At 68.0% G+C, this 24,663-nt stretch carries 21 protein-coding genes; 11 read left to right on the top strand and 10 right to left on the bottom strand.

Annotated features, from left to right (window positions below; translation table 11 throughout):
• Positions 1 to 57 precede the first annotated feature (57 nt).
• The 7 genes from G6035_RS01160 (at position 58) to G6035_RS01130 (ending at position 9,661) form a co-directional block, all read left to right on the top strand.
• Entirely contained in the window at positions 58 to 1,218 is a 1,161-nt protein-coding gene (locus G6035_RS01160; protein WP_218062872.1) for an ABC transporter substrate-binding protein, read from the top strand.
• 40 nt (positions 1,219 to 1,258) lie between these two features.
• Complete coding sequence (locus G6035_RS01155) at positions 1,259 to 3,022, top strand: iron ABC transporter permease (protein ID WP_176615239.1); 1,764 nt, start codon at positions 1,259 to 1,261, stop codon at positions 3,020 to 3,022.
• On the top strand, positions 3,015 to 4,142 hold the full coding sequence (locus tag G6035_RS01150; RefSeq protein ID WP_176615238.1) for an ABC transporter ATP-binding protein: 1,128 nt from the start codon (positions 3,015 to 3,017) through the stop codon (positions 4,140 to 4,142). The genes G6035_RS01155 and G6035_RS01150 overlap by 8 nt, the downstream gene beginning before the upstream one ends.
• A 19-nt stretch (positions 4,143 to 4,161) precedes the next feature.
• Positions 4,162 to 5,385: an MFS transporter gene (locus tag G6035_RS01145; protein WP_256127662.1), complete on the top strand. Its 1,224-nt coding sequence runs from the start codon at positions 4,162 to 4,164 to the stop codon at positions 5,383 to 5,385.
• A gap of 34 nt (positions 5,386 to 5,419) precedes the next feature.
• Positions 5,420 to 7,117 (top strand): sensor histidine kinase, encoded by a 1,698-nt coding sequence (locus G6035_RS01140; protein ID WP_256127650.1) that lies wholly within the window; start codon positions 5,420 to 5,422, stop codon positions 7,115 to 7,117.
• The gene (locus tag G6035_RS01135; RefSeq protein WP_176615236.1) at positions 7,114 to 7,797 is read left to right on the top strand and encodes a response regulator; all 684 of its coding nucleotides are present in this window, start codon (positions 7,114 to 7,116) and stop codon (positions 7,795 to 7,797) included. Before G6035_RS01140 ends, G6035_RS01135 begins: the two co-directional genes overlap by 4 nt.
• Positions 7,798 to 7,987: 190 nt before the next feature.
• The gene (locus tag G6035_RS01130; RefSeq protein WP_256127649.1) at positions 7,988 to 9,661 is read left to right on the top strand and encodes a ribonuclease J; all 1,674 of its coding nucleotides are present in this window, start codon (positions 7,988 to 7,990) and stop codon (positions 9,659 to 9,661) included.
• A gap of 89 nt (positions 9,662 to 9,750) precedes the next feature.
• Here G6035_RS01130 and G6035_RS01125 read toward each other — a convergent pair whose 3' ends face one another.
• From G6035_RS01125 to G6035_RS01115, 3 genes are all read right to left on the bottom strand, one after another.
• Positions 9,751 to 10,218, bottom strand: coding sequence for a UPF0158 family protein (locus G6035_RS01125; RefSeq protein ID WP_176615235.1), 468 nt, complete (start codon positions 10,216 to 10,218; stop codon positions 9,751 to 9,753).
• A gap of 199 nt (positions 10,219 to 10,417) precedes the next feature.
• A complete protein-coding gene (locus tag G6035_RS01120) occupies positions 10,418 to 10,879 on the bottom strand; it encodes a hypothetical protein (protein WP_176615234.1) in 462 nt (153 codons plus the stop codon).
• Positions 10,880 to 10,952: 73 nt separating this feature from the next.
• On the bottom strand, positions 10,953 to 12,587 hold the full coding sequence (locus G6035_RS01115) for an ABC-F family ATP-binding cassette domain-containing protein (protein WP_176615233.1): 1,635 nt from the start codon (positions 12,585 to 12,587) through the stop codon (positions 10,953 to 10,955).
• 741 nt (positions 12,588 to 13,328) lie between these two features.
• Between G6035_RS01115 and G6035_RS01110 the strand changes: the two genes are divergently transcribed.
• Positions 13,329 to 13,871: an OsmC family protein gene (locus G6035_RS01110; protein WP_176615232.1), complete on the top strand. Its 543-nt coding sequence runs from the start codon at positions 13,329 to 13,331 to the stop codon at positions 13,869 to 13,871.
• A gap of 5 nt (positions 13,872 to 13,876) precedes the next feature.
• Here the strand turns inward: G6035_RS01110 and G6035_RS01105 are convergent, their stop codons facing one another.
• Entirely contained in the window at positions 13,877 to 14,548 is a 672-nt protein-coding gene (locus G6035_RS01105; protein WP_176615231.1) for an NADPH-dependent F420 reductase, read from the bottom strand.
• An 88-nt stretch (positions 14,549 to 14,636) separates the two neighbouring features.
• Here G6035_RS01105 and G6035_RS01100 point away from each other — a divergent pair, with 88 nt between their 5' ends.
• Complete coding sequence (locus G6035_RS01100) at positions 14,637 to 15,155, top strand: MarR family winged helix-turn-helix transcriptional regulator (RefSeq protein ID WP_176615230.1); 519 nt, start codon at positions 14,637 to 14,639, stop codon at positions 15,153 to 15,155.
• A gap of 51 nt (positions 15,156 to 15,206) precedes the next feature.
• Here the strand turns inward: G6035_RS01100 and G6035_RS01095 are convergent, their stop codons facing one another.
• Together G6035_RS01095 and xylA are read right to left on the bottom strand one after the other, a co-directional pair.
• Positions 15,207 to 16,691 (bottom strand): FGGY family carbohydrate kinase, encoded by a 1,485-nt coding sequence (locus G6035_RS01095; protein WP_176615229.1) that lies wholly within the window; start codon positions 16,689 to 16,691, stop codon positions 15,207 to 15,209.
• Positions 16,692 to 16,693: 2 nt separating this feature from the next.
• A complete protein-coding gene (gene xylA, locus G6035_RS01090) occupies positions 16,694 to 17,884 on the bottom strand; it encodes a xylose isomerase (RefSeq protein WP_176615228.1) in 1,191 nt (396 codons plus the stop codon).
• Between the two features lie 192 nt (positions 17,885 to 18,076).
• On the opposite strand from xylA, the gene G6035_RS01085 reads away from it, so the two are divergent.
• Both G6035_RS01085 and G6035_RS01080 read left to right on the top strand, forming a co-directional pair.
• On the top strand, positions 18,077 to 19,351 hold the full coding sequence (locus G6035_RS01085) for a D-arabinono-1,4-lactone oxidase (protein WP_176615227.1): 1,275 nt from the start codon (positions 18,077 to 18,079) through the stop codon (positions 19,349 to 19,351).
• 27 nt (positions 19,352 to 19,378) lie between these two features.
• A complete protein-coding gene (locus tag G6035_RS01080; RefSeq protein WP_176615226.1) occupies positions 19,379 to 20,557 on the top strand; it encodes an ROK family transcriptional regulator in 1,179 nt (392 codons plus the stop codon).
• A 43-nt stretch (positions 20,558 to 20,600) separates the two neighbouring features.
• Here the strand turns inward: G6035_RS01080 and G6035_RS01075 are convergent, their stop codons facing one another.
• Genes G6035_RS01075 through G6035_RS01060 form a run of 4 tightly spaced genes read right to left on the bottom strand, consistent with a single transcriptional unit; the run spans position 20,601 to position 24,641 of the window.
• A complete protein-coding gene (locus G6035_RS01075) occupies positions 20,601 to 21,713 on the bottom strand; it encodes a Gfo/Idh/MocA family protein (protein WP_371130761.1) in 1,113 nt (370 codons plus the stop codon).
• Positions 21,698 to 22,396, bottom strand: coding sequence for a ThuA domain-containing protein (locus G6035_RS01070; RefSeq protein WP_176615224.1), 699 nt, complete (start codon positions 22,394 to 22,396; stop codon positions 21,698 to 21,700). The genes G6035_RS01075 and G6035_RS01070 overlap by 16 nt, the downstream gene beginning before the upstream one ends.
• A gap of 23 nt (positions 22,397 to 22,419) precedes the next feature.
• Entirely contained in the window at positions 22,420 to 23,424 is a 1,005-nt protein-coding gene (locus G6035_RS01065; protein WP_176615223.1) for a sugar phosphate isomerase/epimerase, read from the bottom strand.
• Positions 23,421 to 24,641, bottom strand: coding sequence for a Gfo/Idh/MocA family protein (locus tag G6035_RS01060; protein WP_176615222.1), 1,221 nt, complete (start codon positions 24,639 to 24,641; stop codon positions 23,421 to 23,423). Before G6035_RS01060 ends, G6035_RS01065 begins: the two co-directional genes overlap by 4 nt.
• Between the last annotated feature and the right edge of the window lie 22 nt (positions 24,642 to 24,663).

The raw sequence follows: 24,663 nt of genomic DNA, 5'->3' as shown, positions 1-24,663 counted from the left end.
CTCCCCGGAACATGAACAAGAGAACAATCCGTGTTCCACATCACAAGGGAGTGAACCATGTTTGGCACATCATCTTTTTCTTCCGCTTCACTGAGCCGGCGCGGCGTCATGGGCCTGGGCGCCCTGGGTGCGGCCACCCTGGCGGCAACGCTGGCGGGCTGCGGCGGCAGCGGAGGGGACAAGCCGGCGGCGGCCGGTTCCGGGAAGCCCAGCTACTACCCGGCCGACTACTCCAAGCTCATTGACGCGTCAAAGGCCGAGGGCGGCGCGCTCACCATCTACTCCAACACCGACCAGGAAAACTGGGCGCCGATCCTGCGCGACTTCAGCGCCCGGTACCCCTGGACCAAGGTGTCCGCGGCCAACCTGGACAGCGACGAGGTGTTCCAGCGCCAGCTCAGCGAGTCGGCCACCGGCAAGGCCCCGGCGGACATGCTGGTCTCCAACGCGGTGCAGGCCTGGGCGGACTACGCATCCAAGCCGGGCACCCTCCTGGCCTACGATTCACCGGAAACGAAGCAGCTGCCGGAGTTCGCCCAGCTCATGCCCAACGTCTGGGCCATGTCCCTGGACCCCGTGGGCATCGCCTACAACTCCGCGCTCATGAAGGAAGCCCCGACGGGCATCGCCGACCTGGCCGCGATGGCCGGCGCGGACTCCGGAAAATACAAGAACAAAATCACCACCCGCGACGTCAAGGGGGCCTGGGGCTTCACCGTCTCCCACGCCTTCACCGAGGGAAACCCCGCTGCGTGGCCCGGCCTTGACAAGGTCTTGCCGCTGGCCCGCCCGGAAACCTCCTCCGGCACGCAGAAGGAAAAGATCCTGTCCGGGGAGTACCTGGCCGGGTTCTTCATCAGCTCCGCCGTGGGCTACCCGGCCGAGAAGGCCAGCGGCGGCCTCATCAAGTTTGTCCTGCCCAAGGACGGCACCGTGGTCCTGGGCCGCGGCATCGGCATCACCCCCAAGGCGCCGCACCCGGCCACGGCAAAGCTGTTCCTTGACTTCGTGCTCTCCGAGACCGGCCAGAACGCCGTCGCCGAGGGCGGACTGAGCTCCTACCGGGAAAACGTGAAGCTCACCGAAGGCCTCCACACCTACCAGGAGGTGGAGAAGCTGGCCGGCAAGGACGGGATCATCCGCGTGCCCTACAAGGTGGTCCCGGATGCCGACGTCACGGCCTTTGTGTCCAAGTGGAATGCCCGGCTCGGCGCATAGCATCCGTTCCCTTATCGACAGTCAGCAGGCAGGCTTAGCAATGACCACCACCCGCACGGAACGTGCAGTCCACGCGCCGGCCGGCCGGTCCGCCCTGCCGGCGCCGAAGTACCCCCGGGTCTTCGGCGTCGGCCGGGGGCAGATCGTGCAGTACGGCATCTTCATCCTCTTGGCCATCTTTGTGGTCGCCCCGATCGTCCCGATTTTCTGCCAGTCCTTCCGCGACCGCCCGCTGTACGAGGCCGGCGGGATCCTGACAGCCGGCAACTACGTCAAGCTGTTCACGGACGCCGGCTTCGGCCAAGTGGTCGTCAACACCGCCATCTTCGCCATCGGAACCACGGTGCTGACGCTGGTGATCGCCATTCCGATGGCGGTGCTGGTGGTCCGCACCCGCCTGCCGTTCGGGCGGATCCTGGGCCTGTCGATGCAGTGGCCCTTCTTCATCTCCTCGCTCATCCTCGGGTTCGGCTGGATCACCCTGTACGGCCCGGCCGGCTTCATCAGCGTCCAGCTGCGCGAGCTCCTCGGATTTGTGCCGTGGAACCTGTATTCGCTGGGCGGCATGGCCGTCACCGAGGCCGTGGGGCTGGCCCCCATCGCCTACGTTTTCTGCGCCAACGCGCTGCGGCAGTCCGATGCCTCGCTGGAGAGCGCCGCCCGCGTCTGCGGGGCCGGCCCGGTCCGCATCCTTTTCCAGGTGGTGGTGCCCATGCTGCGCCCGCCCATCGTCTACAGCTCCATCCTCATCTTCAGCATGTCGCTGGAAACGCTCAGCGTGCCCCTGCTTTACGGCACGCCGGTGCGCATCGAGGTGTTCTCGACCTTCCTGTACACCAACGGGCTGCAGTCCATCCAGCCGGACTATGGCATCCTGGGGGCGGCCTCGACGCTGATCCTGGCCGTGACCATCGGCACCGTGGCCATCCAGGCGAAGGTGCTCAAGAACGCCCAGCGGTTCATTTCCGTCCGCGGCAAGGCCACCCGCCCGCGCCTCCTTGACCTGGGCTGGGTCCGCTGGATTGCCGCCGTTGCCATCGTCATCTACATCATCTTTGGCGCCCTGCTGCCCATCCTGGGCCTGGTCTTCCGGTCCTTCACCATGATCTTCACCCCGCTGCAAAACCCCCTGGACACGTTGACGCTGTCGAACTACCGGCGCGTCTTTACCTTCCCGGTCTACGTCCAGTCCATCACCAACAGCGTCACCGTGGCGGCCGTGGGCGCGGTGCTGGTCAGCGTCCTGGCACTGCTGGGGGTCCTGGTTGCCCGGCGCTCGCCGTTCAGGTTTGCCCGCAGTGTTGAATACCTGGCGCTCGCCCCCCAGGCCATGCCGGGCATCATCGTCGGCATCGGCTTCTTCTGGGCCTTTGCCCTCACGCCCGGCGGGGGCTGGATCCAGGGGACGCTGATGGCCGTCATCATCGCCTTCGGCCTGCGTGCGCTGCCCACGGCCTTCGGGTCCATCGCCCCGGCCATCATGCAGATCGGCCGCGAGCTCGACGACGCGGCCCGCACCTCGGGCGCGGACTGGTTCGGCGCGTTCTTCCGCATCCTGCGCACCCTGCTGCGGCCCGCCTTCGTGGGGGCGCTGATCCTGGTGTTCGTGACCATGATGAAGGAATACTCCGCCGCGCTGTTCCTGTCCTCCGCCAACACCGGCGTCATCGGCACCACCATGCTCGACCTCTGGGTCCAGGGCAACACCGGCTCCGTTGCCGCTCTGGCCACCATCCAAATTGCCATCACCGCCGTGTTCGTCGCCGTGGCGAACCTGTTCATGAAGGGACACACCGATGCCTGAAGTACACGTCTCAGGTCTGCACAAAAGGTTTGGCGACGTCACCGTCCTGAACGACATCAATTTCACCATCAGGGAGGGTGAGTTCTTCACGCTCCTGGGCCCCAGCGGCTGCGGGAAGTCCACCACCCTCAACTGCGTTGCCGGGCTCGAGTCGCCCACCTCCGGCGCCATCACCGTCGGCGGCGTGCCGTTTGTCGACTCGGCCGCCAGGCTCCACGTGCCCACCGAGGAACGCAACCTCGGAATGGTCTTCCAGTCCTACGCCCTCTGGCCGCACATGACGGTGGAGGCCAACCTGGTGATGCCGCTGGCCATCCGCAAGGCCTCCAGGGAGGAAAAGGCGGCCCGCATCCACGAGGCGCTGGACACGGTGGGCCTGGCCCACCTCAAGGACCGCTACCCCCACCAGCTCTCCGGCGGCCAGCAGCAGCGCGTGGCGCTGGCCCGCGCACTCGTCTACTCGCCGTCGGTCCTGCTGCTGGACGAGCCGCTGTCCAACCTGGACGCCAAGCTGCGCGAACAGTCCCGGGCGTGGCTCAAGCGCCTGCAGGTGGAGCTGGGCATCACCACCGTCTACGTCACGCACGACCAGGACGAGGCGCTGTCCCTCAGCGACCGGATCGCGGTCATGTTTGAGGGCAACATGACCCAGATCGGCACGCCGGCGGAGATTTACGAAAAACCGGCCACCGCCGCCGTCGCCGCCTTCGTGGGCAGCTGCAACTTCTTCACCGGAACACTGGAGGAAACGCGCGGCGGGATCGCCCACGTCCGCCTGGAAAACACCGGACATGTTGTCAAGGTGGCCAGCACCCTGGCCCTGAACCCGGGCGAACCCGTGACGGTGGCCATCCGGCCCGAACGCCTGGCCGTCACGACGGCCACGGACACCGCCGGCGGCTCGAACGTGCTCGACACCACGGTGCTCACCCGTTCCTATGTGGGCTCCCGCTACGAGTACGGCCTGAAGCTGGGCACCAACGTGGTCCAGGTGATCTCGCCCGCCGGCAACCTCGACGGCGAGGTGCGGCTCGTGTTCGACGCCGCCGACGCGCTCCTCTACGCCGGCGCCAGCGTTCCCTCGGCCGAGGCGCAGGAACTGATGACGGTCGCCTCGTGAGCTGCCGGGCGTGAGGGGAATGACGATGGGGAAGGCGACGGGACGCCCGCACGCAGCCATGTATTTGCTGGCGCACGCCGTGGTCCTCCAGGCCATCACCTTCGCCATGCGTCCGACCGTGTCCTACGCAGTGTTGGACGTGGGCGGCTCCCAGGCCCTTTTGGGCGTGGTGGTTGCCGCGTTTGCCGTGCCGGCGCTGATCCTTGCCCTGCCGGCAGGCCACGTCATCGACCGCACCGGCGAACGCGCCTCCCTGCTCGCCGGTGCGGCCGCCCTGGTCATGGCGGCACTCCTGGCGATCTTCGGCGGCGGCTCGGTGGGCGTGCTGCTGCTGGCCACCATGTTCCTGGGCATCGGCCACCTGCTCTCGGTGATCGGCGAACAGGCCATTGTCGCCAACACCACCAGCCGGGGGCAGTACGACTCCAAGTTCGGGCACTTCACCTTTGCCTCGGCGCTGGGCCAAACCATCGGCCCGCTCCTGCTGGCGCTGCCGGGCGGCACGCCCGAGACACCACCTGTGGCCGTCATCTTCGTGGTGTGCGGGGCATTGGGCGCCGTTCTGCTGGGCATCTCCTTCCTCGTCCCCGGTTCGGTGCGGCACGCTGCCGCCGCGGGGGAGCGGGTGCGCATGCTTCCCGCCGCCGCAGGCCTGCTCCGCACGCCGGGCCTGGTCCGGGCCCTCGTGGCGGGCAGCCTGGTGCTGGCCTCGGTGGACCTGTTCCTGGCCTACCTGCCGGCCCTGGGGCACCAGCGCGGGATCGCCGCCGTCGTGGTCAGCGCCATGCTGGTGGCCAGGTCCATGTTCTCCATGTTCTCCCGGCTGTTCCTGGGTCCCATGGTCCGGCTGCTGGGTCGGCGCCGGCTCATGGTGTGGACCATCGGGGTCTCCGCTGCTGCGCTGCTCCTGTTTGCGCTGCCGCTGCACATCGCCGTGCTGCTGGCGCTCGCGGCCGTGTACGGGTTCGCCATCGGCACCTGCCAGCCCATCACCATGTCCTGGATTGCCGAACTGGCAACGCCGGGCACGCGCGGGCTGGCGATGTCGCTGCGCCTGGCCAGCAACCGGCTGGGCCAGACGGTCCTGCCCTCCCTGCTGGGCGCGCTCTCGGCCGCCACCGGGGCAGCCGGCGTCTTTGTGGCGACCGGCATCATGCTGGCCGGGGGAGCCTGGTCCGGGGCCGCCGTCGGGCATGCCCAAAGCGCGGAGGAGGACGGGGACGATGAACCGGCGCGCGCCTGAACGCGCGCCCGGGCGCCTCTGGCAAAATAAGGGCATGCGACGACGGATGACCCTGCGGGCCCAGCTCCTGATGCTGCAGGTCGTGATTGTGCTCGTCACCGTGGTCGGGACCGGCGCCGTCGCCAGTTTTTTGCAGGAACACCAGCTCAGGGACAACTACCGCGACCGGATGATCGGCGTCGCCCAGTCGGTGTCGACCATGCCGGTGGTCATTGATGCGTTCGACGACGCCGATCCCAGCGCAACCATCCAGCCCGTTGCCGAACTGGTCAGCAAATCCTCCGGGATTGCCTACGCCGTGGTGATGAACAAGGACGGCATCCGCTACTCGCACCCCGACCCCGGGAAAATTGGCGGACACGTCTCCACCGACCCCGGCGGGGTGCTTTCGGGCGATGTGTATGTGGGCACGCAGACCGGCACGCTGGGGCGGTCCTGGCGTGTCAAGGTGCCCATCTTCGACGCCCGACACGCCGTCATCGGCGCGGTTTCGGTGGGCGTGCTGGAATCGGACCTGCGCGCCCAGTACCTGGCAAATTCCGGCTGGCTGTTCCTCACCATCGGGATTGCCGCGGTGCTCGGCGTCATTGGGGCCGCGTGGGTGACGCTGGTGATCCGGAAGCGCATCTTTGGCCTGGAACCTGAACAGATTGCCGGCCTGCTCGAAGAAAGGGAGGCCATCCTGCACGGCGTGCGCGAAGGCGTTGTCGCCGTGGACGACCGCGGCCGCATCGCGCTCATCAACGATGCCGCCGTGCGCCTGCTGTCCCTGCCCAACGGCCGGGAGCTGGTGGGGACGCATGCCCTGGACTCACTCGACGCGGACCTGGTGCGGCTCCTGGATTCCGGCGATGCGGAACAGTCCCTGGTGCTCGCCGGGGAACGGGTGCTGCTGGTGCGCCGCGACATCGCCCGGATCAGCGGCCGCGCCATCGGCTCCATCCTCATCCTGCGGGACAACACGGAACTGCACACCCTCCTTCGCGACCTCGACGGCGTGCAGGGCGTTGCCGACGGGCTGCGCGCCCAGGCCCACGGTTTTGCCAACAAGCTGCACGTGATTTCCGGCCTGCTTGAACTCGGACGCGTGGAACAGGCCGTCTCCTTCATCGCGCACGAACGCAGCGGCGGAACACTGTCCGGGGTGACGGGGCGCACGGGCATCCAGGAACTGGAAGTCGCGGCCCTGCTCCTGATGAAGCAGGCCCGTGCGGAGGAACGCGGCATCACCACCACCATCGAACCGGACTCCACCCTGCCGGTGCTCGCGTCGCGGCCGTCGGCGGAAATCCTGCGCGCGGACCTGATCACGATCATCGGCAACCTGCTCGACAATGCCGCCGAAGCCACGGGGGCCGGCGGGCGGATCTCCATCTCCGTCAATGAACGCACCGCCGCCAACGGCGCCGGAACGTTTGTCGTCTCGGTGGCCGACTCCGGTGAGGGCATCCCGCAGGCGTTGCGGGAACGGGTCTTCACCCCGGGCTACACGTCCAAGGCCGCACGGCCGGGCCCGGTGTCCACCGGCCGCGGCATCGGCCTGACGCTGGTGAAGCGCATTGCCACGCGGCACGGCGGCACCGTGGAAATTGGCGGGGGCCTGCCGGCCGCCGGCACCCCGGGGCCGAAAGGGGAAGCGTGCGGCGCCAGGTTCACCGTCACCCTGCCCGCCGGCTGCGGGGACATTGCACCGGCCGGGCTGGCCGGGGCCTCCGCGGGAGGAACCCCGTGAGCGCCCAGTTGCGGGTGGTCATCGTGGAGGACGACCCCGGCGTGGCACTCATCAACCGGGAATTTGTCACCGCGCACGCGGGCTTCACGGTGGTCGGGGAGGCCCACTCGGGCGCGCAGGCGGTGGGCCTCATTGCGGAACTGAAGCCCGACGTCGTGCTTCTTGACTTTTACCTGCCGGACTTCCCCGGCCTGGAGGTGCTGGACCGGCTGGGGCCGTTCCGCGGCAGCCTTGAAATCATTGCCGTCACGGCGGCGCGGGACGTGGAAAGCGTGCGGCAGGCGCGGGCCCGGGGCGTGCGCCACTACCTGGTCAAGCCGTTCATGGCGTCTGCCCTGTTTGAGCGCCTGGACGAGGTGGCCCGGCAGTTCGACACCGTGCGGCGGACCTCCCGGGGCAAACTGCTGGACCAGCGCAGCGTCGACGCCCTCATCGCCGGCACGCCCGGGCGGTACGCGCCGCCGCCCAAGGGCCTCTCGGAGGCCACGCTGCAGCGGGTCCACCTGGCGCTGCAGGCCGCCGGCACCGACGTCTCCGCCGCCGAACTGGCCGGGCGGGTGGGCATGTCCCGCGTCGGCGTCCGCCGCTACCTCGAACACCTGGTCGACGTCGGCCGGGCCACCCTGACGCCGCGCTACGGCGCCGGCCGCCCCGAAAACCGCTACCGCAGCGGGTCCTAGCGGCGGCGCCCGACTCGCGGGCCCGTCCATCTGCGGCCGCGGTGGTAAAATCAAGGCTGGACCACGGTCCCCCAGACTTTTTCGCGACTCCGCGCAGGCCCAGGCCGCACGCCGTCGCACCTTTAGAGGCAGCACATCGGCACCGACCGGTGCGGTCTGCCGTTGACCCGCATGACAGAGAACGGAACCCATGAGAAGAACCGCCCGCCAGACCCCGCCCGCCCTCGCCAACGGTGCCATGCGCATCGTCGCCCTTGGCGGACTGGGGGAGATCGGCCGCAACATGACCGTCTTCGAATACGGGGGCAAGCTGCTGATCGTTGACTGCGGCGTGCTCTTTCCCGAAGAAAACCACCCGGGCGTGGACGTCATCCTGCCCGATTTCTCCTACCTCAAGGGCCGCTGGCAGGACGTGGTGGGCCTGGTGCTCACGCACGGCCACGAAGACCACATTGGCGGCGTGCCGTACCTGCTCAAGCAGCGCGGGGACATCCCCGTCATCTCCGCCAAGCTGACGCTGGCGTTCCTGAAGACCAAGCTGGAAGAGCACCGGATCAAGGCCAAGCTGGTCCAGGTCAAGGAAGGCGACCGCCGCACCTACGGTCCCTTCGACATTGAATTCCTGGCCGTGAACCACTCCATCCCGGACGGCCTGGCCGTCGCGATCCGCACGCCCGCCGGCCTGGTGCTGGAAACCGGCGACTTCAAGATGGACCAGTTCCCGCTGGACAAGCGCATCACCGACCTGGCCGGCTTCGCCCGCCTGGGCGAGGAGGGCGTGGACCTGTTCATGCCCGACTCCACCAACGCCGAGGTCCCGGGCTTCCTGGCCGCCGAGGCGGACCTGGCCCCGGCCATCGACAACGTCATGCGCACGGCCCCGCGCCGCGTGGTGGTCTCCAGCTTCGCCAGCCACGTCCACCGCATCCAGCAGATCATCGACTCCGCGCACAAGTACAACCGCAAGATCGCCTTCGTGGGCCGCTCCATGGTCCGCAACATGACCACGGCGCGCGAACTCGGCTACCTGAAGATCCCGCGCGGCATGCTCGTCGACGCCAAGGAACTTGAGAAGATGCCGCCCACCAAGGCCGTGCTCATCTGCACCGGTTCGCAGGGCGAGCCCATGGCCGCGCTGGCCCGCATGGCCAACGGCGACCACCAGATCAACCTGACTGAGGGCGACACCGTCCTGCTGGCCAGCTCGCTGGTGCCCGGCAACGAATCCTCGATCTACCGCCTGATCAACGACCTCACCAAGCAGGGCGCCAACGTCATCCACAAGGGCAACGCCAAGGTGCACGTCTCCGGCCACGCCAGCGCCGGCGAACTCGTGTACTGCTACAACCTGGTGCGCCCGCGCAACGTCATGCCGGTGCACGGCGAATACCGCCACCTGAAGGCCAACGCCGAGCTGGCCGTGCGCACCGGCGTTGACCCCAATCGCGCCCTGATTGTGGAGGACGGCACCACGATCGACCTCAAGGACGGCGTGGCACGGGTCAGCGGCAGCGTGCCGGCCGCCTACGTCTACGTGGAGAACATGATCCCCGGTGCCGCCACGGAGGAGTCCCTGCAGGACCGCCTCCGGCTGGCCGAGGACGGCGCCATTACCGTCCTGCTGATCGTCAACCCGGACACGGGCAGCATCGAAGAGGACCCGGAGTACTTCCCGGTGGGCTTCAACCCCACCGAAAAGGAACTGGCCAAGGCCACCGGAATTGTCGAGAAGACCATTGCCGGGCTGCGCGGGGACAAGACGGGCCCGGCCGCCGAAAAGGCGATCTCCGAGGCGCTGCTGCGCTGGTCGGACCGCTCGCTGCGACGCAAGCCGGTCTGCACGGTCATCATCGTCGAAGCCTAGGCTGCTTCAAGCCCTGGACGGGGCAGGCAAAACGCGTAAGGGCACACCGGCCGGTGTGCCCTTACGCGTTTTGCTGTAGAGGCGCCGGTTCAGGTCGCTTCGCGAAGGCGGGCGATGGCGGCGTCCGCCTCCCCGGTGTCCACCACGCCCACGGAGGCCAGCCACCGGATGGCACGCTGCTTCATGATCCAGTCATGGAATTCATACCAGGCGGTCTGCTGCTTCGGGAAGCTGTAGAGGGCGTCCTTGAAGTGCCGGAACGGGCTGCTGTGGGCGATGGCCCGCTGCAGGCGGGCGCGGCACTGCGGCTCCTTCACGCGGGCAATGAAGTCCTCCATGTCCCGGAAGCCTTCGGAGGAATCGACGGTGTCGATCCGGATGCCGCCGCGGTCATCCACGTCCCAGCCCTCGGCCTCGGCCTCATCGGCGGTCTCCTCGCCCCACAGTGCGATCCGGCCCGTGGCGGGGTCAAGCCAAAAAAATGTGTCGTAGTCCATGAACTGGTTTTCCAGGGCAGTGACAAGCGTGTCCAGATCAATGACATTCAAGGGGAGCATGGGAACGCCTCCGGCCGAAAATTGTAGGCAGGCACCTGCTGCCCACTTCCCATCATTGCGCGCCGTGGCCTGACAGGCAATAGGGCGGCGCGCCCCTGGAACCGGCGCCTCCCTGGAAGCGGCGGCCCCTGAAAGCAGCGGCAGCCCCCGCGGCGCCGGGTGGCGCGGCGGGGGCAGCCGCCGGCCTACAACATGCCGCCTACTTCATGCCGCCGTGCCGAATGCCGGGCTTGGTATAGGTCCGGGCCAGGACGGCCAGGGCAAGCGCCGCCACCAGCAGGCCGAAGTCGCGCAGCGCGACGTCGTAGAAACCGGAGTAGGTGAGCAGGTTGACGATGATGCCGGCAAGCCAGATGCTGACCACAAAGGCCGCGTACCGGGGCCGCAGGAAGACGGCGATGGCCGCGATGATCTCGATGACCCCAATGACCATCATGGTGCCGTGGGCGGTGAACGGGGACAGGTTCTCGATCCACGGGGCCAGGTAGCTTTCCCAGTTGGTCAGGACGTTGAAGAACTTGTCCAGGCCCATGATCAGCGGGATGGCAATGAAGCCGATCCACAGCATCAGGAATGCCCCGTAGGCGGGCTCGGCCTTGGCACGCTGCAATGCGTGGGAGGTCCATCCGGTTGAGGGGGCGGGGATTGAATGCGTTGCCATGACTCCTCCATCTAAAAACAGAACTTATGTTTTTAGAATGCGCCCGAATCCGCCGCATGTCAATGGCCCACGGTCAGAGCTGGGTGACGGTCCCGTTGTTGACGTCCCAGCGGGCATCCAGCCGGACGTTTTCCAGCAGCCGGCGGTCGTGCGAGACGAGCAGGAGCGTGCCGTCATAGCTGTCCAGGGCTTCCTCCAGCTGCTCGATCGCGGGCAGGTCAAGGTGGTTTGTCGGCTCGTCCAGCACCAGCACGTTCACCCCGCGCGCCTGCAGCAGGGCCAGCGACGCGCGGGTCCGCTCGCCGGGGGAGAGGGCGCCCACATTGCTGGTCACCTGGTCCGCCTTCAGGCCAAACTTGGCCAGCAGGGTGCGCACCTCGCCCTGGTTCAGCTCAGGCACCAGCGCTTCAAACGCCGCCCCCAGCGGCTCGGACTCGGGGAACTGGCTGCGGGCCTGGTCGATTTCACCGATGGCGACGCTGGCACCCAGGGAGGCGCCGCCGTCGTCCGGGGCGGTGCGGCCGAGCAGGAGCCGCAGCAGTGTGGACTTCCCGGCGCCGTTGGGGCCGGTGATGCCGATGCGTTCCCCGGCGGTGACCTGCGCCGACACCGGGCCCAGTGTGAACGGGCCCTGGCGGACGGTCGCGGCGTTCAGGGTGGCCACCACCGAGCTGGATCGCGGCGCCGCTCCGATGCTGAACTGCAGGGCCCACTCCTTGCGCGGTTCCTCCACCTCGTCCAGCCGGGCAATGCGCGACTCCATCTGCCGCACCTTCTGCGCCTGCTTCTCGGACGATTCCATGCTGGCCCGGCGGCGGATCTTGTCATTGTCGGGGCTTTTCTTCATGGCATTGCGCACGCCCTGGGAGCTCCACTCCCGCTGCGTCCGCGCGCGCGACACCAAGTCCGCCTTCTTGTCCGCAAACTCGTCGTATGCCTCGCGGGCATGGCGCCGGGCGATGGCGCGCTCCTCAAGGAACGCGTCGTAGCCGCCGTCGTACACGGCCACCTTGTTTTGGGCCAGGTCCAGCTCCACCACCGTGGTGACGCAGCGGGAAAGGAACTCGCGGTCGTGGGACACCAGCACCACGCCGCCCCGGAGCCCTTTCACGAACTCCTCCAGGCGCGCGAGGCCGGCGAGGTCGAGGTCGTTGGTGGGTTCGTCCAGAAGCACGACGTCGAAGCGGCTCAGCAGGAGCGCGGCCAGGGCCACGCGGGCCGCCTGCCCGCCGGACAGGCCCGTCATCAGGGAATCCGGTCCCACGTCCAGGCCCAGCTCGGCAAGCGTGGCGGGGATGCGTTCATCGAGGTCGGCGGCGCCGCAGGCCAGCCAGTGGTCCAGGGCTGTGGCGTAGCGGTCGTCGGCGGCGCTGCCCGAGCCCAGAGCCTCGGCCGATCCTTCCATCTCCACGGTGGCTGCGGTGGCGCCCGTGCGGCGGCCGATGTAGCCGGCAACGGTTTCCCCCGCAATGCGCTCGTGTTCCTGCGGAAGCCAGCCAATGAATGCGTCCTGCGGTGCCGTGCTGACGGTGCCGGCCTGGGGCTTGTCCGCGCCGGCCAGCAGCCGCAGGAGCGTTGACTTGCCGGCCCCGTTGGCTCCGACGACGCCGACGACGTCCCCCGGGGCGACGGTGAAACTGAGGTTGCTGAACAGGGTGCGGTGGGCGTGGCCGCCGGAAAGGTCCTTGGCCACGAGTGTTGCTGTCATGGGTCAATCCTATTTTGAATGGGGTGCGATGATTTCCGCGTACGGCCGGGGCCGGCCATGTGCCAGCGTCGGCAACAATTATGCGCAAGACCCGCGGCGGGTTTGGCGAATAAGCCGGGGCCGCTTTTGTTATGCGCACAACCGGCCGCGGGTTTGGCGCCAGTGGACAAGCTGCGCCAAACCCGGTCCGGGTTCGGCGCATAAGGGAAGCCGGATGGCCATATGCGCAAAACCGGCAGGCGAATTCGGCGCATAAGGGACGGGCGCGGGCGGTTCGTACGGCCACCTCGGCGCTGCTTTTCTTGGGCGGCCGCAGCGCCGGCAACCGTGCGCACGGCCCGGCCCTGCGCCGGCATCGGCAACAATTATGCGCCAGACCCGCGGCGGGTTTGGCGCATAAGCTGGGGCCGCTTTTGTTATGCGCACAACCGGCCGCGGGTTTGGCGCCAGTGGACAAGCTGCGCCAAACCCGGTCCGGGTTCGGCGCATAAGCGAAGCCGAATGGCCATATGCGCAAAACCGGCAGGCGAATTCGGCGCATAAGGAACGGGCGCCCGCAACGGCGTGCGGGACCGGGCGCTGCCGCCGGCCCGCCCGGTCATTGTTGCGGGAGATGACAAAAGCCTTGGGGCGGCCGGGAGGCGGCAGCCAGACTTGAGCCCAACAAGGCCCGGCCATGCGGGAACGGCCGGGCGCCACTGTCCACGACGCGCGCCGCGCCGCCATTCCGAAGGGAACTCCATGCCGGAAACCACCATCGCAACCGACCTTGACTCGATCCGCGCCGGCAGGCTTTCCGAAGCCGGTGAATTTTGGACCGGGCGGATCGCGAAGGATGCCGGTAATGCCAAGCTGACCTACAAGGCGGCGGGCGTGGCAGTGGGTTCGGTGGCCACCCGGATCAGCGCCGGAAATCACCAGTTCACCGTCGACGAACCGGCCGGCCTGGCCGGGGACGATGCAGCCGCCAGCCCCGTGGAGTACGCGCTGGGCGCGCTCATTTCCTGCCAGGTGGTGGTGTACAGGCTGTACGCCCACCAGCTGGGCCTGGCGATTGACGAACTCACGATCGACGCCGAGGGTGACCTGGACGTCCGCGGACTGTTCGGCATTGACGAATCCGTGCGTCCCGGATTCACCGCCATCCGCCTCAAGGTGAATATCTCCGGCCCTGAAACGCAGGAACGCTACGAGGAGCTGGCCCGCGTGGTCGCGGACCGCTGCCCGGTCCTGGACCTGTTCGCGAACCAAACGCCCGTCAGTGCCGTGGTGGCGAAGGTCTAGGGTCCTCAGCCCACCGGGGCGAACTCCGGGGCGCCCGCCAGGTGCGCGGCCAACTGGGCTTCCAGGCCGGCCCGGTCATAGGAGCCGGTGAAGATCGGGGTGTCGGTTTCCAATGCGGTGCCGTTGGCCAGCGGGCCGGCGTCCACGGCGTCAAAGCCCAGCCGCTCGATGAAGTCGAGCACCAGGGCCCGGGTGCCGTCGTCATCCGTGGCGACGGCCAGCGCGCGCCGGTCGGGTGCACCGGCCGGGCGGGCATCCAGCTCCAGCTCGTGGTAGCCGATGTGGTTCAGGGCCTTGGCCAGGCGGGCTGCGGGGAGGTGGGAGAGCACCATTTCCGAGCTCGACGGCGCATTCGCCAGCTCCGGCATGTCACCGTTCGTGTCGCGCCAGTAGTTCATGGTGTCGATGACATGCTTGCCGGCCAGCCCTGCCGGATCCAGGGTGCGGAACTTGTGCAGCGGCACGGAGAGCACCACGAGATCGGCCTGTTCCATGAGTTGGGCGGCGGAGACTGCGACGGCGCCGGGGGCCATGACCGAGATGATCAGTTCTATTTCCTTGGGGTCGCCGGAGCCTGCGATCAACACCTGGTAGCCGGCCAGCAGGGCCTGGCGTGCGACGCCGGTGCCCACCTTTCCGGCGCCGAGGATGCCGATGGTCTGTGGCTGGGTGGTCATTGTGCTCCGTCCATATACGTTGTAATACAGACGATCTTACTCTAATATGATCTTTTGTAAAGCGCAGTAGTGCCTTATGATGGGTGGTATGAGTAACAGTTCCGCCCTTCATGAAGTGACGCCAGGTGCCCGGGAGGACTTTGGCTGGACGCTGGGCGTGCTGGTGCGCAACTACCAAAATTCCTCCGCCGCCGTCATGGGCGGATTCCCGCACGGTGCCCGCGGCTACCAGGTCCTGGTAGCCGTGGTGGGCGGCGAACTGCCCAACCAGCTGGCGTTGGCCCAACACCTGGGGATCGACCGCACCGTCATGACCTACCTGATTGACGACTTCGTGAAGGCCGGGCTGGTGGAGCGCCGGCTCAACCCCGCCGACCGCCGCGCCCGCCTCGTGGTGGCCACCGCCCGGGGCGCGGAAGTGCTTGCCGAACTGCAGCGCAGCATGGGACAGGTAGAGGACGTGGTCCTGGCGGCGCTGGAGGATGACGAGCGCAAGCTGTTCCGCACCCTGCTGCGGCGCGTGGCCTGCCAGGCGCCCGAAACCCCGGCCCACGGACTCGGCGCGTGTGAAGCGGTGGAGCAGATGCTCAAGAAGGACGGGGCGTAGGGCCCCTCCCGAAGGGCCGCTTCGGCCGTGAGTGCCCGGCAGGCTGCAGCGTCAACGGCACCGAACCGCAACGCGGCCGTACTGCTCGCGAATCTCCGGCCTGTGGTCCGTAACGGGCGCCGCAAACGTTCCAAGATCCCACCCGGGACGCGTTCCGGACAACGCCCAGGCCGCCTGGACGGCCGCCCCGCGCGCCACGTATTCGCCGGGTTCCGGCACCGTGACAGGGGTGCTGAAAACCTGCCCCGCCACCGCCTGCACCGCCGCGCTTTGTGCCGCACCACCAATGAGCAGCAGCCGTTGCACCGCCGCGCCGGTCCCGGCAACGGCGTCGAGCCCGTCCGCCAGCCCGCACAGCATCCCCTCGATGGCGGCACGGGCAATGTTTTCCCGCGTGGTCGAGGCAATGGACAGTCCGTGGAAGCTCGCCGTGGCAAGGGGCAGGTTCGGCGTGCGCTCGCCCTCAAAATACGGCACCAGCACGACGCCGCCGCTGCCGGGCTGAGCGGCCAGGGCAAGCTCCGCCAACCCGTCCAGGGTGGTGCCCAGCAGGCCGGCCACGGAGCTGAGGACACGGGCTGCATTCAGGGTCACGGCGATGGGCAGGAACCGGCCGCCGGCGTCGGCGAAGCCGGCCACCGTCCCCGAAGGATCGTTGGCGGCTGCCGGAGTTGAGGCAAACACGGTCCCGCTGGTGCCCAGGGAAATGACCATGTCCCCGTCCGTGGCGCCGAGTCCCAGTGCACCGGCTGCATTGTCGCCGGCACCGGCGCCAACGACCACTTTCCGGCCACCCGCCTGGCCTGCGTGGACAGTGCCAATGATGTCCGACGGCGCTGCCACCCTGGGCAGGACCACGTGCCTGCCGGCCGGGCCGCCGGCCCCGGCGCCAAGACCGGGCGAGCCGGCTTCGCGGGCCTGCCGGCCGAAGGCGGCTGCAAACAAGTCCAGGTCGTATGCTTCCCCGCGCGGCGACCAGTAACCGGTGCCGCTGGCATCAGAGCGGTCAGTGGCCAGCTGTTCCAAATCAGGGCCGAGCGGGCTTCCCCCGGTAGGTCCATATCCACGCAGCCGCCATGACAACCAGTCGTGGGGGAGGGCCACGGCGGCCACCCGCGCGGCGTTGGCGGGTTCATTGTCCCGGACCCACCGGAGCTTGGTGATGGTGAACGACGCCACGGGCACGGAGCCGCTGCGGTCGGCCAGCCCGGCCGCGCCCAGTTCGGCCACGAGTGCGTCGGCCGACCCGGCGGAGCGGGTGTCGTTCCACAGCAGTGCGTCGCGGATGACAACGCCGTCGGCATCCAGCAGGACCATGCCGTGCTGCTGCCCCGCGATGGAGATGGCGGAAACATCAGCCAGCCCGCCGGCGTCGGAGATGGCGGAAAGCAAGGCATCCCACCAGAAGGACGGATGGACTTCCGTTCCGTGCGGATGGGGCGCGCGGCCTGTACGGATGGTGCGTCCGGTGCCGGAGTCGACGATGAGGACCTTGCAGCTTTGGGTCGAGGAGTCGACCCCGGCAACGAGCGCCATGGCTACCGTGCCCCGAGCAGGTGCTCGATGAACAGCTGCTGGAGCTTGACGAAGCCGAAGCCCTTGCCGCCAAAGTAGGCATCGGCATCAAAGTCCTCATAAGCGGACCTGTCCCCACGCAGGGCCTCCCACGTTTCGCCCGGTTCCAGGGTGGGTTCATTGATTTCAGCCACGCGGGATGCGGCCAGGGCGGCCTGGACCTCGGGGTCGGCGCGGAAGGCGGCGGCGCGCTCCTTGAGCAGCAGGTAGGTGCGCATGTTGGCGGCAGCCGAGTCCCAGACGCCGTTGATGTCTTCGGTGCGGGACGGCTTGTAGTCGAAGTGGCGCGGGCCGGTGTAGGAAGGTCCGCCGCCGGGGCCCCCGTTTTCCAACAGGTCCACGAGGGAAAAGGCGTTTTGCAGGTCGCCGTGGCCGAACACCAGGTCCTGGTCGAACTTGATGCTGCGCTGGCCGTTCAGGTCAATGTGGAACAGCTTGCCCTGGTACAGGGCCTGGGCAATTCCGTGGGTGAAGTTCAGTCCGGCCATCTGCTCGTGGCCGGTCTCGGGGTTGATGCCCACAAGTTCAGGGCGCTCGAGCGTCTCAATGAAGGCCAGGGCATGGCCGAGCGTGGGCAGGAGGATGTCGCCGCGGGGTTCGTTCGGCTTGGGCTCGATGGCGAAGCGGATGTTGTAGCCCTTGTCGGTGACGTAGTCGCCGAGCAGGTTCACGGCCTCGCGGTAGCGTTCCAGGGCGCCGCGGATGTCCTTGGCTGCATCGTATTCGCTGCCTTCGCGCCCGCCCCACATGACGAAGGTGCCCGCACCGAGTTCGGCGGCAAGGTCCAGGTTGTCCATCACCTTGCGCAGGGCAAAGCGGCGCACGCCGCGGTCATTCGAGGTGAAGCCGCCGTCCTTGAAAACCGGGTGGCTGAAGAGGTTGGTGGTCACCATCGGCACGATCATGCCGGTGGAATCCAGTGCATTCTTGAGGCGGTCGATCTCGTGCCGGCGTTCGGCGGCGGTGGCGTCAAACGGGAACAGGTCGTTGTCGTGGAATGTCAGGCCGTAGGCCCCCAGGTCGTTGAGCCGGTTGACAGCCTCCACGGTGTCCAGCCGGGGCCGTGTTGCAGAACCGAACTGGTCCTGGGCCTCCCAGCCCACGGTCCACAGGCCGAAGGAAAATTTGTCGTCGCGTGTCGGTTCAAGGGCCATGGTTGCCTCCAGGTGTGGTGGGGTTCACGAAATAATAAGTTGTGTAACCATACTTATGTCATTCTTTGACCTTGTCAACCATTTTTTGTTTGCGAAATGTGGAGATGCGCGACCAATGATCCCTGGTTTTTATACCTAGCGGCTGTTATGTTGTCTTCAACAGCAAATGATGAGACTTCAAAGGAAACTGACATGCCCGTGGGACAGAAGAGCACCGAAATGAATTGGGCGGGAAACTACCGGTACGGGGCCGCCGCGGTGCACCATCCGCGTTGTGAGGACGAATTACGGACGCTGGTGGCCGGGGCCGGGTCCGTGCGTGCATTGGGAACCCGCCACTCCTTCAATGCCCTTGCCGATGCGGAGGAGCTGGTGTGCCTGGACGCTCTGGCACCCAACATCACCATCGACGCTGCAGCGATGACCGCAACCGTCAGCGGCGGGACACGGTACGGCATCCTGGCCAGTGAACTGGCCAGGCACGGCTTTGCACTCCACAACCTCGCCTCGCTGCCCCACATTTCAGTCGCCGGCGCCATCGCCACGGGAACCCACGGCTCCGGTGACGGCAACGGAAACCTGGCGTCCGCCGTCGCCGGCCTTCGCTTCATCGACGCCGCAGGGGACGTCCGCACGGTGGGCCGCCTGGAAACGGCGGACTTTGCCGGGTACGTGGTGGGTCTCGGGGCGCTGGGCATTGTCACGGAAGTGACCGTGGGGATCGAGCCGGCGTTCGAGGTTGCCCAACACGTATACCTTGACGTGGCCTGGGACCAGGTGCTTGCCGACTACGACGCCGTCACCGGCCGGGCATACTCGGTGAGCCTGTTCACGGACTGGCACGGCGAGAAGGTCGGCCAGCTGTGGTTCAAGCAGCGGCTGGGGGACGGGCGCACCACGGAGTTCCCCGCGCAGCTCCTCGGCGGCAAGGCAGCCACGGCGAACATCCATCCGGTCCCCGGCATGGCGGCCGTGAACTGCACCGCCCAGCTGGGGGCCGCCGGACCGTGGCAAGACCGCCTGGCCCATTTTCGCGCGGACTACCTGCCCAGCAGCGGCGCCGAGATCCAGTCCGAGTGGCTGGTGGCCCGGGAAGACGCCGCGGCGGCCATCAACGCCCTGCGCGCCCGGGCCGGGGAGATTTCCCCCGTGCTCCAGGTGACGGAGATCCGCTCCGTTGCCGCCGACGACCTCTGGCTGAGCGCCTCCTACCAACGCGACAGTGTGGCCCTGCACTTCACATGGGTCAAGGACCAGTCCGCCGTGGACAAGGCCGTTGCCGTGGTGGAGGAAACGCTGGCGCCGTTTGCCGCCCGGCCGCACTGGGGGAAGGCCTTCAATGCCCGTGCTGCCGAGCTGGCACCGCTCTACCCCCGTTTTGGAGACTTTCAGGTGCTCGCTGCACGGCTGGACCCGACCGGGAAATTCCGTAACGGTTTCCTGGACCGGGCGGTCTTTGCCGGGTGAGCTCGGATCATGCGACAAAATAGGGGCATGACAATTGAGCCCGAGGGCATCGCCGCGCCCGCCGGGGATCAACGGACCACCAGCCTGTCGCGGCTGCTGACGCTGGTGCACCAGCACGGCATGCTCAGCCGCGCGCAGCTGACCAGGCTGACGGGGCTGAACCGCTCCACCGTGGGTGTGCTGATAGGCCAGCTGGTGGCCGACGGGCTGGTGTTCGAGTCCGCGCCGGCGGGCGGGACGCAGGTGGGCCGGCCCAGCCCCGAGGTCCGGCCCAACCCCGGCGTGGCCGCGCTGGCGGTGAACCCGGAGGTTGACGCCGTCACGATCGGCCTGGTGGGCCTGGGCGGACGGGTCATCAAGAAGATCCGCTACAACACCGGACGCATTCCCACCGCCGCCGAGGCCGTCAACATTGCCGCGGCCGTCATTGCGGGCATGCGCGGGGAGCTTGACTCCGATTACAGGGTGGTGGGGATCGGCGTCGCCGTCCCGGGCCTTGTCACCGCGGCCGACGGCATGGTCCGCCACGCACCCCACCTGGGCTGGCACGGCGAGCCCGTGGCGGAACTGCTCGCGGACGCGTGCGGCTACCCCACTGCCGTTTCGAACGACGCTTCACTGGCCGCCGAAGCGGAACTGGTCTTCGGTGCCGCGGCCGGGTCCCGGAACGCGGTCTACCTCAATGGCGGGGCCAGCGGCATTGGCGGCGGCATCATCAGCGAAGGCCGGCTGCTGGCCGGCGCGTCCGGATTCGCGGGGGAGTTTGGCCACACCCTGGTGCGCAGCAACGGGGCCAGGTGCCACTGCGGCGCCCTCGGGTGCCTGCAGACCGAGGTGCGCCGCGCGCCGCTGCTGGACCTCTTGGGGCTCGACGCCGGTGAGCCAGGCGAGCTGGCCCGCGCCCTGGGCGCCAGCACGGACCCCCTGGTTGCCGCCGAAGTGCGCAGGCAGCTCGGCTTTCTGGCGATTGCCCTGCGCACCGTGGTCAATGTTTTCAATCCGGAGGCCATTGTCCTTGACGGGTTCCTCGCCGCGCTTGATGCAGCGGCGCCGGGCGAACTGGCGGCGGGCGTTGCCGCGCAGGCACTGGAGGAGCCCGCCGCGCAGGTGGCCATCCGCCCGGCGGCCCTCGGGGCCGACCTCATGATGGTGGGTGCGGCCGAACTTGCCTTCGCCCCACTTTTGGCCGACCCCTCCGCCGCGTAGCCGGGGACCGGGATTCCTCCCCGGCTACGCGGCGCAGGGTGCGCTACCCGACGGCGGCGGCCGGTTGCGTGAGCGGGACGGGGTCCGGACGCCCGCAGCGGCTGCCAACGTCCACGGCCCGTCCCGAGCGGGCGGAGCGCAGCACAGACTCCATGATGTCCAAGGCGTGGAAGGCGAGCGTCCCGCTGGCCCGCGGCTGCCCGCCGTCCGGCGTCAGGGCCAGGTCCTGCAGGCCGATGCCGCGGGCGGACTGCGCATAGCCGGCGGAGATGGGGAGGACCTCCCAGTCCTCGGATCCCAGGGTGCGAATTTTGACGGCGCCGGAAAATTGGTTCGGATCGGGGACCACCAGCGAGCCCGTTTCGCCGTGGACCTCAATGTTCGCCGCCTGCGTGGCGACGGCGTCAAAGCTCATGACGAGCGTGGACAGCACCCCGGACTCATGGACCAGGACACCTGTGACGTGGGTGTCCGTGGAGACCGGGACGCTCTCGCCGGCGCGTGGGCCGGAGCCGATGACGCGGGAGTTTCGGGTGTGGCTGGCGGCACCAATCACCGATTTCACCGGGCCCAGCAGCGTGACCAGGGCGGAAACATAGTACGGGCCCATGTCCAGCAGCGGGCCGCCGCCGGGAACGTAGTAAAAGTCGGGGTTCGGGTGCCAGCGCTCGTGGCCCGGGGTGACCATGGTGGCCGTGGCGGAAATCGGCCTGCCGATCAGGCCGTCGTCGATGGCCCGGCGCGCGGTTTGCGTTCCGGTGCCCAACACCGTGTCCGGGGCGCTGCCAACCGTGACGCCGGCGGCGGCCGCGGCCGCCAGCACTGCCCGGGCCTCCTCCGTGGTGGCTGCCAGCGGCTTCTCCCCGTACACGTGCTTGCCCGCGGCAATCGCGGCCAGCGCCACCTCGGCGTGGGCGGCGGGGATGGTGAGGTTCAGGACCAGCTCCACCCCGGGGTCGGCAATCAGCTCCTGCACACCCAGGGCGCGCACGCCGGGCAGCCCGTCCGCCACTGCCTGCGCCCGTGCGGGGTCAAGGTCGGCCAGGGCCACCAGCCGGAGGGCGTCCAGCGAGGGGAGCGTGGCCAGGTACTGGACAATGATGTTGCCGCAGCCGACGATTCCGATGTTCAGGGGGGTGTTTAGCGGCTGGCCCACAGCATGCCTCTTTCGATGATGGTCTTGACGTTCGGGTTTTCCAGGATGTCCACGTGGTGTCCGGGGGTGGCGACGAAGATGCGCCCCTGCCCCCATTCGCGCGTCCAGATGGCGGGGGAGGTGACTTCGCGGTGCCACGGGTCCCACTCGCGCACCTTTTGGGTGGTGGTGGCGAGGACGTCGATGTAGCTGTCCGCAAGCACCCAGTACTGCTCGGTGACGAGCTCAAAGCTGCCGATCCCTTCGGTGATGGGATGGCCTGCCGCCGCCGGGAGCATGTCCACGCGGTACGGCACGTAGTTGTCCGGCTGTTCCCCTGTCCGCTCGTCGGGGTGCCTGCCCGGGTGGCAGGCGAACTGGCCGCCGATCAGGTGCAGGTAGTCGGAGTTGTTGCGGTAGGAATCGGCAATGCCGCCATGCCAGCCGGCCAGGCCGGTGCCCGCCTCGACGGCCGCACGCAGGCCCTCAAATTCCTCCTTTTCAATGGTGCTCATGGTGTTGCACTGGACGATGAGGTCCACGGTTTTCATGTAGTCGGAGTCGGCATAGACGGCCGGGCCCTCCGCCACCCGGACCGTGTACCCGTTGGCTTCCAGGTGCGGAATGAAAAGTTCGGTGGCCTCAACCGGCTGGTGGCCGTCCCAGCCGCCGCGCACCACGAGTGAGGTTTTGGTGCTTGTCATGGGTGGATGTCCTTTGCTTGGTGTCAGCGGGTGGCGAATGCGGCGTCGAATGCTGCTGCCGGCGGGATGATCCCGGCCAGGGAGCGGACCAGGGCCAGGCCCTGCGGGCCGCCCACCCGACGGTCCATGCCGGCGTCCTCCCATTCGATACTGGTGGGGCCGGTGTAGTTGATGTGGTTGAGCATGCGGAAGATCCGTTCCCAGGGCACGTCCCCGTGGCCTGCCGTGACGAAGTCCCAGCCGCGGCGCGGATCGCCCCACGGCAGGTGGGAGCCGAGCCGGCCGTTGCGCCCGTCCAGCTGCCGGACGGATTCCTTGACATGGACGTGGTAGATCCGGTCGGCAAAGTCGTACAGGAACGCGGCAGGGTCAAGGTCCTGCCAGATGAAATGGGACGGGTCGAAGTTCAGGCCGAAGCCTTCCCGGTGGCCAATGGCCTCCAGGGTGCGCTGGGCGGTCCAGTAGTCGTAGGCGATTTCCGAGGGGTGGACCTCCAGGGCAAACTTCACGCCCACCTCGTCAAAGACGTCGATGATGGGGTTCCACCGGTCCGCGAAGTCCTGGTAGCCGCGCTCGATCATGGCTTCGGAGGCGGGCGGGAACATGGCCACGCATTTCCAGATGGCCGAGCCGGTGAAGCCGGTGACGGTCCCGGCGCCAAGCCGGGCCGCGGCCCGTGCGGTCATCTTCAGCTCCTCCGCGGCGCGCCGGCGCACGCCTTCGGGACTGCCGTCGCCCCACACCCGGGCGGACACAATGCCCTCGTGGCGCTCGTCGATGGGATCGTCGCACACGGCTTGGCCGTTGAGATGGTTGGAGATGGCATGGACGGCCAGGTTGTTGCGGGCCAGGATGTCCAGTTTGTCCCGCAGGTAGGAATCGTCCTCCACGGCACGCCACGGGTCCAGGTGGTCGCCCCAGCAGGCAATTTCGAGACCGTCGTAGCCCCATTGGCCGGCCAGCCTGGCCACTTCCTCAAAGGGGAGGTCGGCCCACTGGCCGGTGAACAAGGTGATGGGCCGGGTCATTGTGCGTCCTCCAGGGTGATGGCGTGCTGTCGGGTGGCTGTCCACGTGCTGTTGTTCGCGGCACTTTCCTCCACGGCCGCCAGCACGCGCTGGACCTGGAGGGCGTCGGAGAACGACGGCGTGGGCGTGGTCCCCGTGCCCAGTGCTGTCACGAGGTCTGCCACCTGGTGGGTGAAGCCGTGTTCGTAGCCGAGTCCGTGGCCCGTGGGCCACCAGTTGCCCGCATAGGGGTGGACGGGTTCGGTGACCATGATCCGGTGGAAGCCGCGGGCGTCTGCGGCATCGGTGCCGTCGTAAAACTGCAGGAAGTTCATGTCCTCAAAGTCGAACGCAACGGACCCGAGGGTGCCGTTGACCTCCAGCCGCATGGCGTTTTTCCTTCCCAGGGCGGTGCGGGTCGCTTCAAACACGCCGATCGCGCCGCCGTCGAACCTGGCCGTGAAAAGTGCGGCGTCGTCGACGGTGACCGGGCCGCGGGGCGTGTCCGCGGTGACGTCGCCGTGGCCGCCGAGGCCCACAAATTCGCCGCCCACGGGCCGCTCTTTGGTAAACGTTTCCAAGAGCGCCGAGACGCCGGTGATGTTCAGGCCCGTGACGAACCGGGCCGCATCGATGCTGTGTGCACCGATGTCGCCGAGGGCGCCGGAGCCGGACTTGTCCTTCTCCAGGCGCCAGGTCAGGGGCGCGTGGGGATCGGCCAGCCAGTCCTGCAGGTACTGGGCGCGCACCTGGCGGACGGTGCCGATCCGGCCGTCGTCGACCATGCGCTTCATCTGGGCCACCGCCGGCGTGCGCCGGTATGAATAGCCGCACATGGCAAACACGCCGTTCCGGGCCGCCGCGTCCGCGACGGCGGCCATCTCCTCCGCCTCTGCGACGCTGTTGGCCAGCGGCTTTTCGCACAATACGTGCTTGCCTGCCTCGAGGGCGGCGATGGCGATTTCCGCGTGCGTGTTGCCGGGGGTGCAGATGTCGATGAGGTCGATGTCGTCGCGTGCAATGAGCGCCCGCCAATCCGTTTCAACGGACGCCCAGCCCATGCGTTCCGCGGCGTGTTCAACGGCGTCCCTGTTCCGGCCGGCGACGGCCGCCAGTTCCGGGGTCATGGGCAGGTCAAAAAAGCGGTGTGCCGTGCGCCAGGCGTGGGAGTGGGCGGCGCCCATAAAGGCGTAGCCCACCATGCCCACCCGCAGCGCGGGCGGAGAGTGCTTTTCCATGGGAATGGTTCCTTCGGGTTGG

The organism is Arthrobacter sp. SDTb3-6, from assembly GCF_013376095.1.
In the GTDB taxonomy this organism is placed as follows: Bacteria; Actinomycetota; Actinomycetes; order Actinomycetales; family Micrococcaceae; genus Specibacter.
Note: the sequence above shows the minus strand (reverse complement) of the source record. Positions and strands in the feature narration are given on the sequence as shown.

What these genes read in the sequence shown, in the direction of transcription:
- G6035_RS01160 (WP_218062872.1), top strand. Translation starts at nt 58, where the DNA reads ATGTTTGGCACATCATCTTTTTCTTCCGCTTCACTGAGCCGGCGCGGC.
- G6035_RS01155 (WP_176615239.1), top strand. Translation starts at nt 1,259, where the DNA reads ATGACCACCACCCGCACGGAACGTGCAGTCCACGCGCCGGCCGGCCGG.
- G6035_RS01150 (WP_176615238.1), top strand. Translation starts at nt 3,015, where the DNA reads ATGCCTGAAGTACACGTCTCAGGTCTGCACAAAAGGTTTGGCGACGTC.
- G6035_RS01145 (WP_256127662.1), top strand. Translation starts at nt 4,162, where the DNA reads ATGACGATGGGGAAGGCGACGGGACGCCCGCACGCAGCCATGTATTTG.
- G6035_RS01140 (WP_256127650.1), top strand. Translation starts at nt 5,420, where the DNA reads ATGCGACGACGGATGACCCTGCGGGCCCAGCTCCTGATGCTGCAGGTC.
- G6035_RS01130 (WP_256127649.1), top strand. Translation starts at nt 7,988, where the DNA reads ATGAGAAGAACCGCCCGCCAGACCCCGCCCGCCCTCGCCAACGGTGCC.
- G6035_RS01125 (WP_176615235.1), bottom strand. Translation starts at nt 10,218, where the DNA reads ATGCTCCCCTTGAATGTCATTGATCTGGACACGCTTGTCACTGCCCTG.
- G6035_RS01120 (WP_176615234.1), bottom strand. Translation starts at nt 10,879, where the DNA reads ATGGCAACGCATTCAATCCCCGCCCCCTCAACCGGATGGACCTCCCAC.
- G6035_RS01115 (WP_176615233.1), bottom strand. Translation starts at nt 12,587, where the DNA reads ATGACAGCAACACTCGTGGCCAAGGACCTTTCCGGCGGCCACGCCCAC.
- G6035_RS01110 (WP_176615232.1), top strand. Translation starts at nt 13,329, where the DNA reads ATGCCGGAAACCACCATCGCAACCGACCTTGACTCGATCCGCGCCGGC.
- G6035_RS01105 (WP_176615231.1), bottom strand. Translation starts at nt 14,548, where the DNA reads ATGACCACCCAGCCACAGACCATCGGCATCCTCGGCGCCGGAAAGGTG.
- G6035_RS01100 (WP_176615230.1), top strand. Translation starts at nt 14,637, where the DNA reads ATGAGTAACAGTTCCGCCCTTCATGAAGTGACGCCAGGTGCCCGGGAG.
- G6035_RS01095 (WP_176615229.1), bottom strand. Translation starts at nt 16,691, where the DNA reads ATGGCGCTCGTTGCCGGGGTCGACTCCTCGACCCAAAGCTGCAAGGTC.
- xylA (WP_176615228.1), bottom strand. Translation starts at nt 17,884, where the DNA reads ATGGCCCTTGAACCGACACGCGACGACAAATTTTCCTTCGGCCTGTGG.
- G6035_RS01085 (WP_176615227.1), top strand. Translation starts at nt 18,077, where the DNA reads ATGCCCGTGGGACAGAAGAGCACCGAAATGAATTGGGCGGGAAACTAC.
- G6035_RS01080 (WP_176615226.1), top strand. Translation starts at nt 19,379, where the DNA reads ATGACAATTGAGCCCGAGGGCATCGCCGCGCCCGCCGGGGATCAACGG.
- G6035_RS01070 (WP_176615224.1), bottom strand. Translation starts at nt 22,396, where the DNA reads ATGACAAGCACCAAAACCTCACTCGTGGTGCGCGGCGGCTGGGACGGC.
- G6035_RS01065 (WP_176615223.1), bottom strand. Translation starts at nt 23,424, where the DNA reads ATGACCCGGCCCATCACCTTGTTCACCGGCCAGTGGGCCGACCTCCCC.
- G6035_RS01060 (WP_176615222.1), bottom strand. Translation starts at nt 24,641, where the DNA reads ATGGAAAAGCACTCTCCGCCCGCGCTGCGGGTGGGCATGGTGGGCTAC.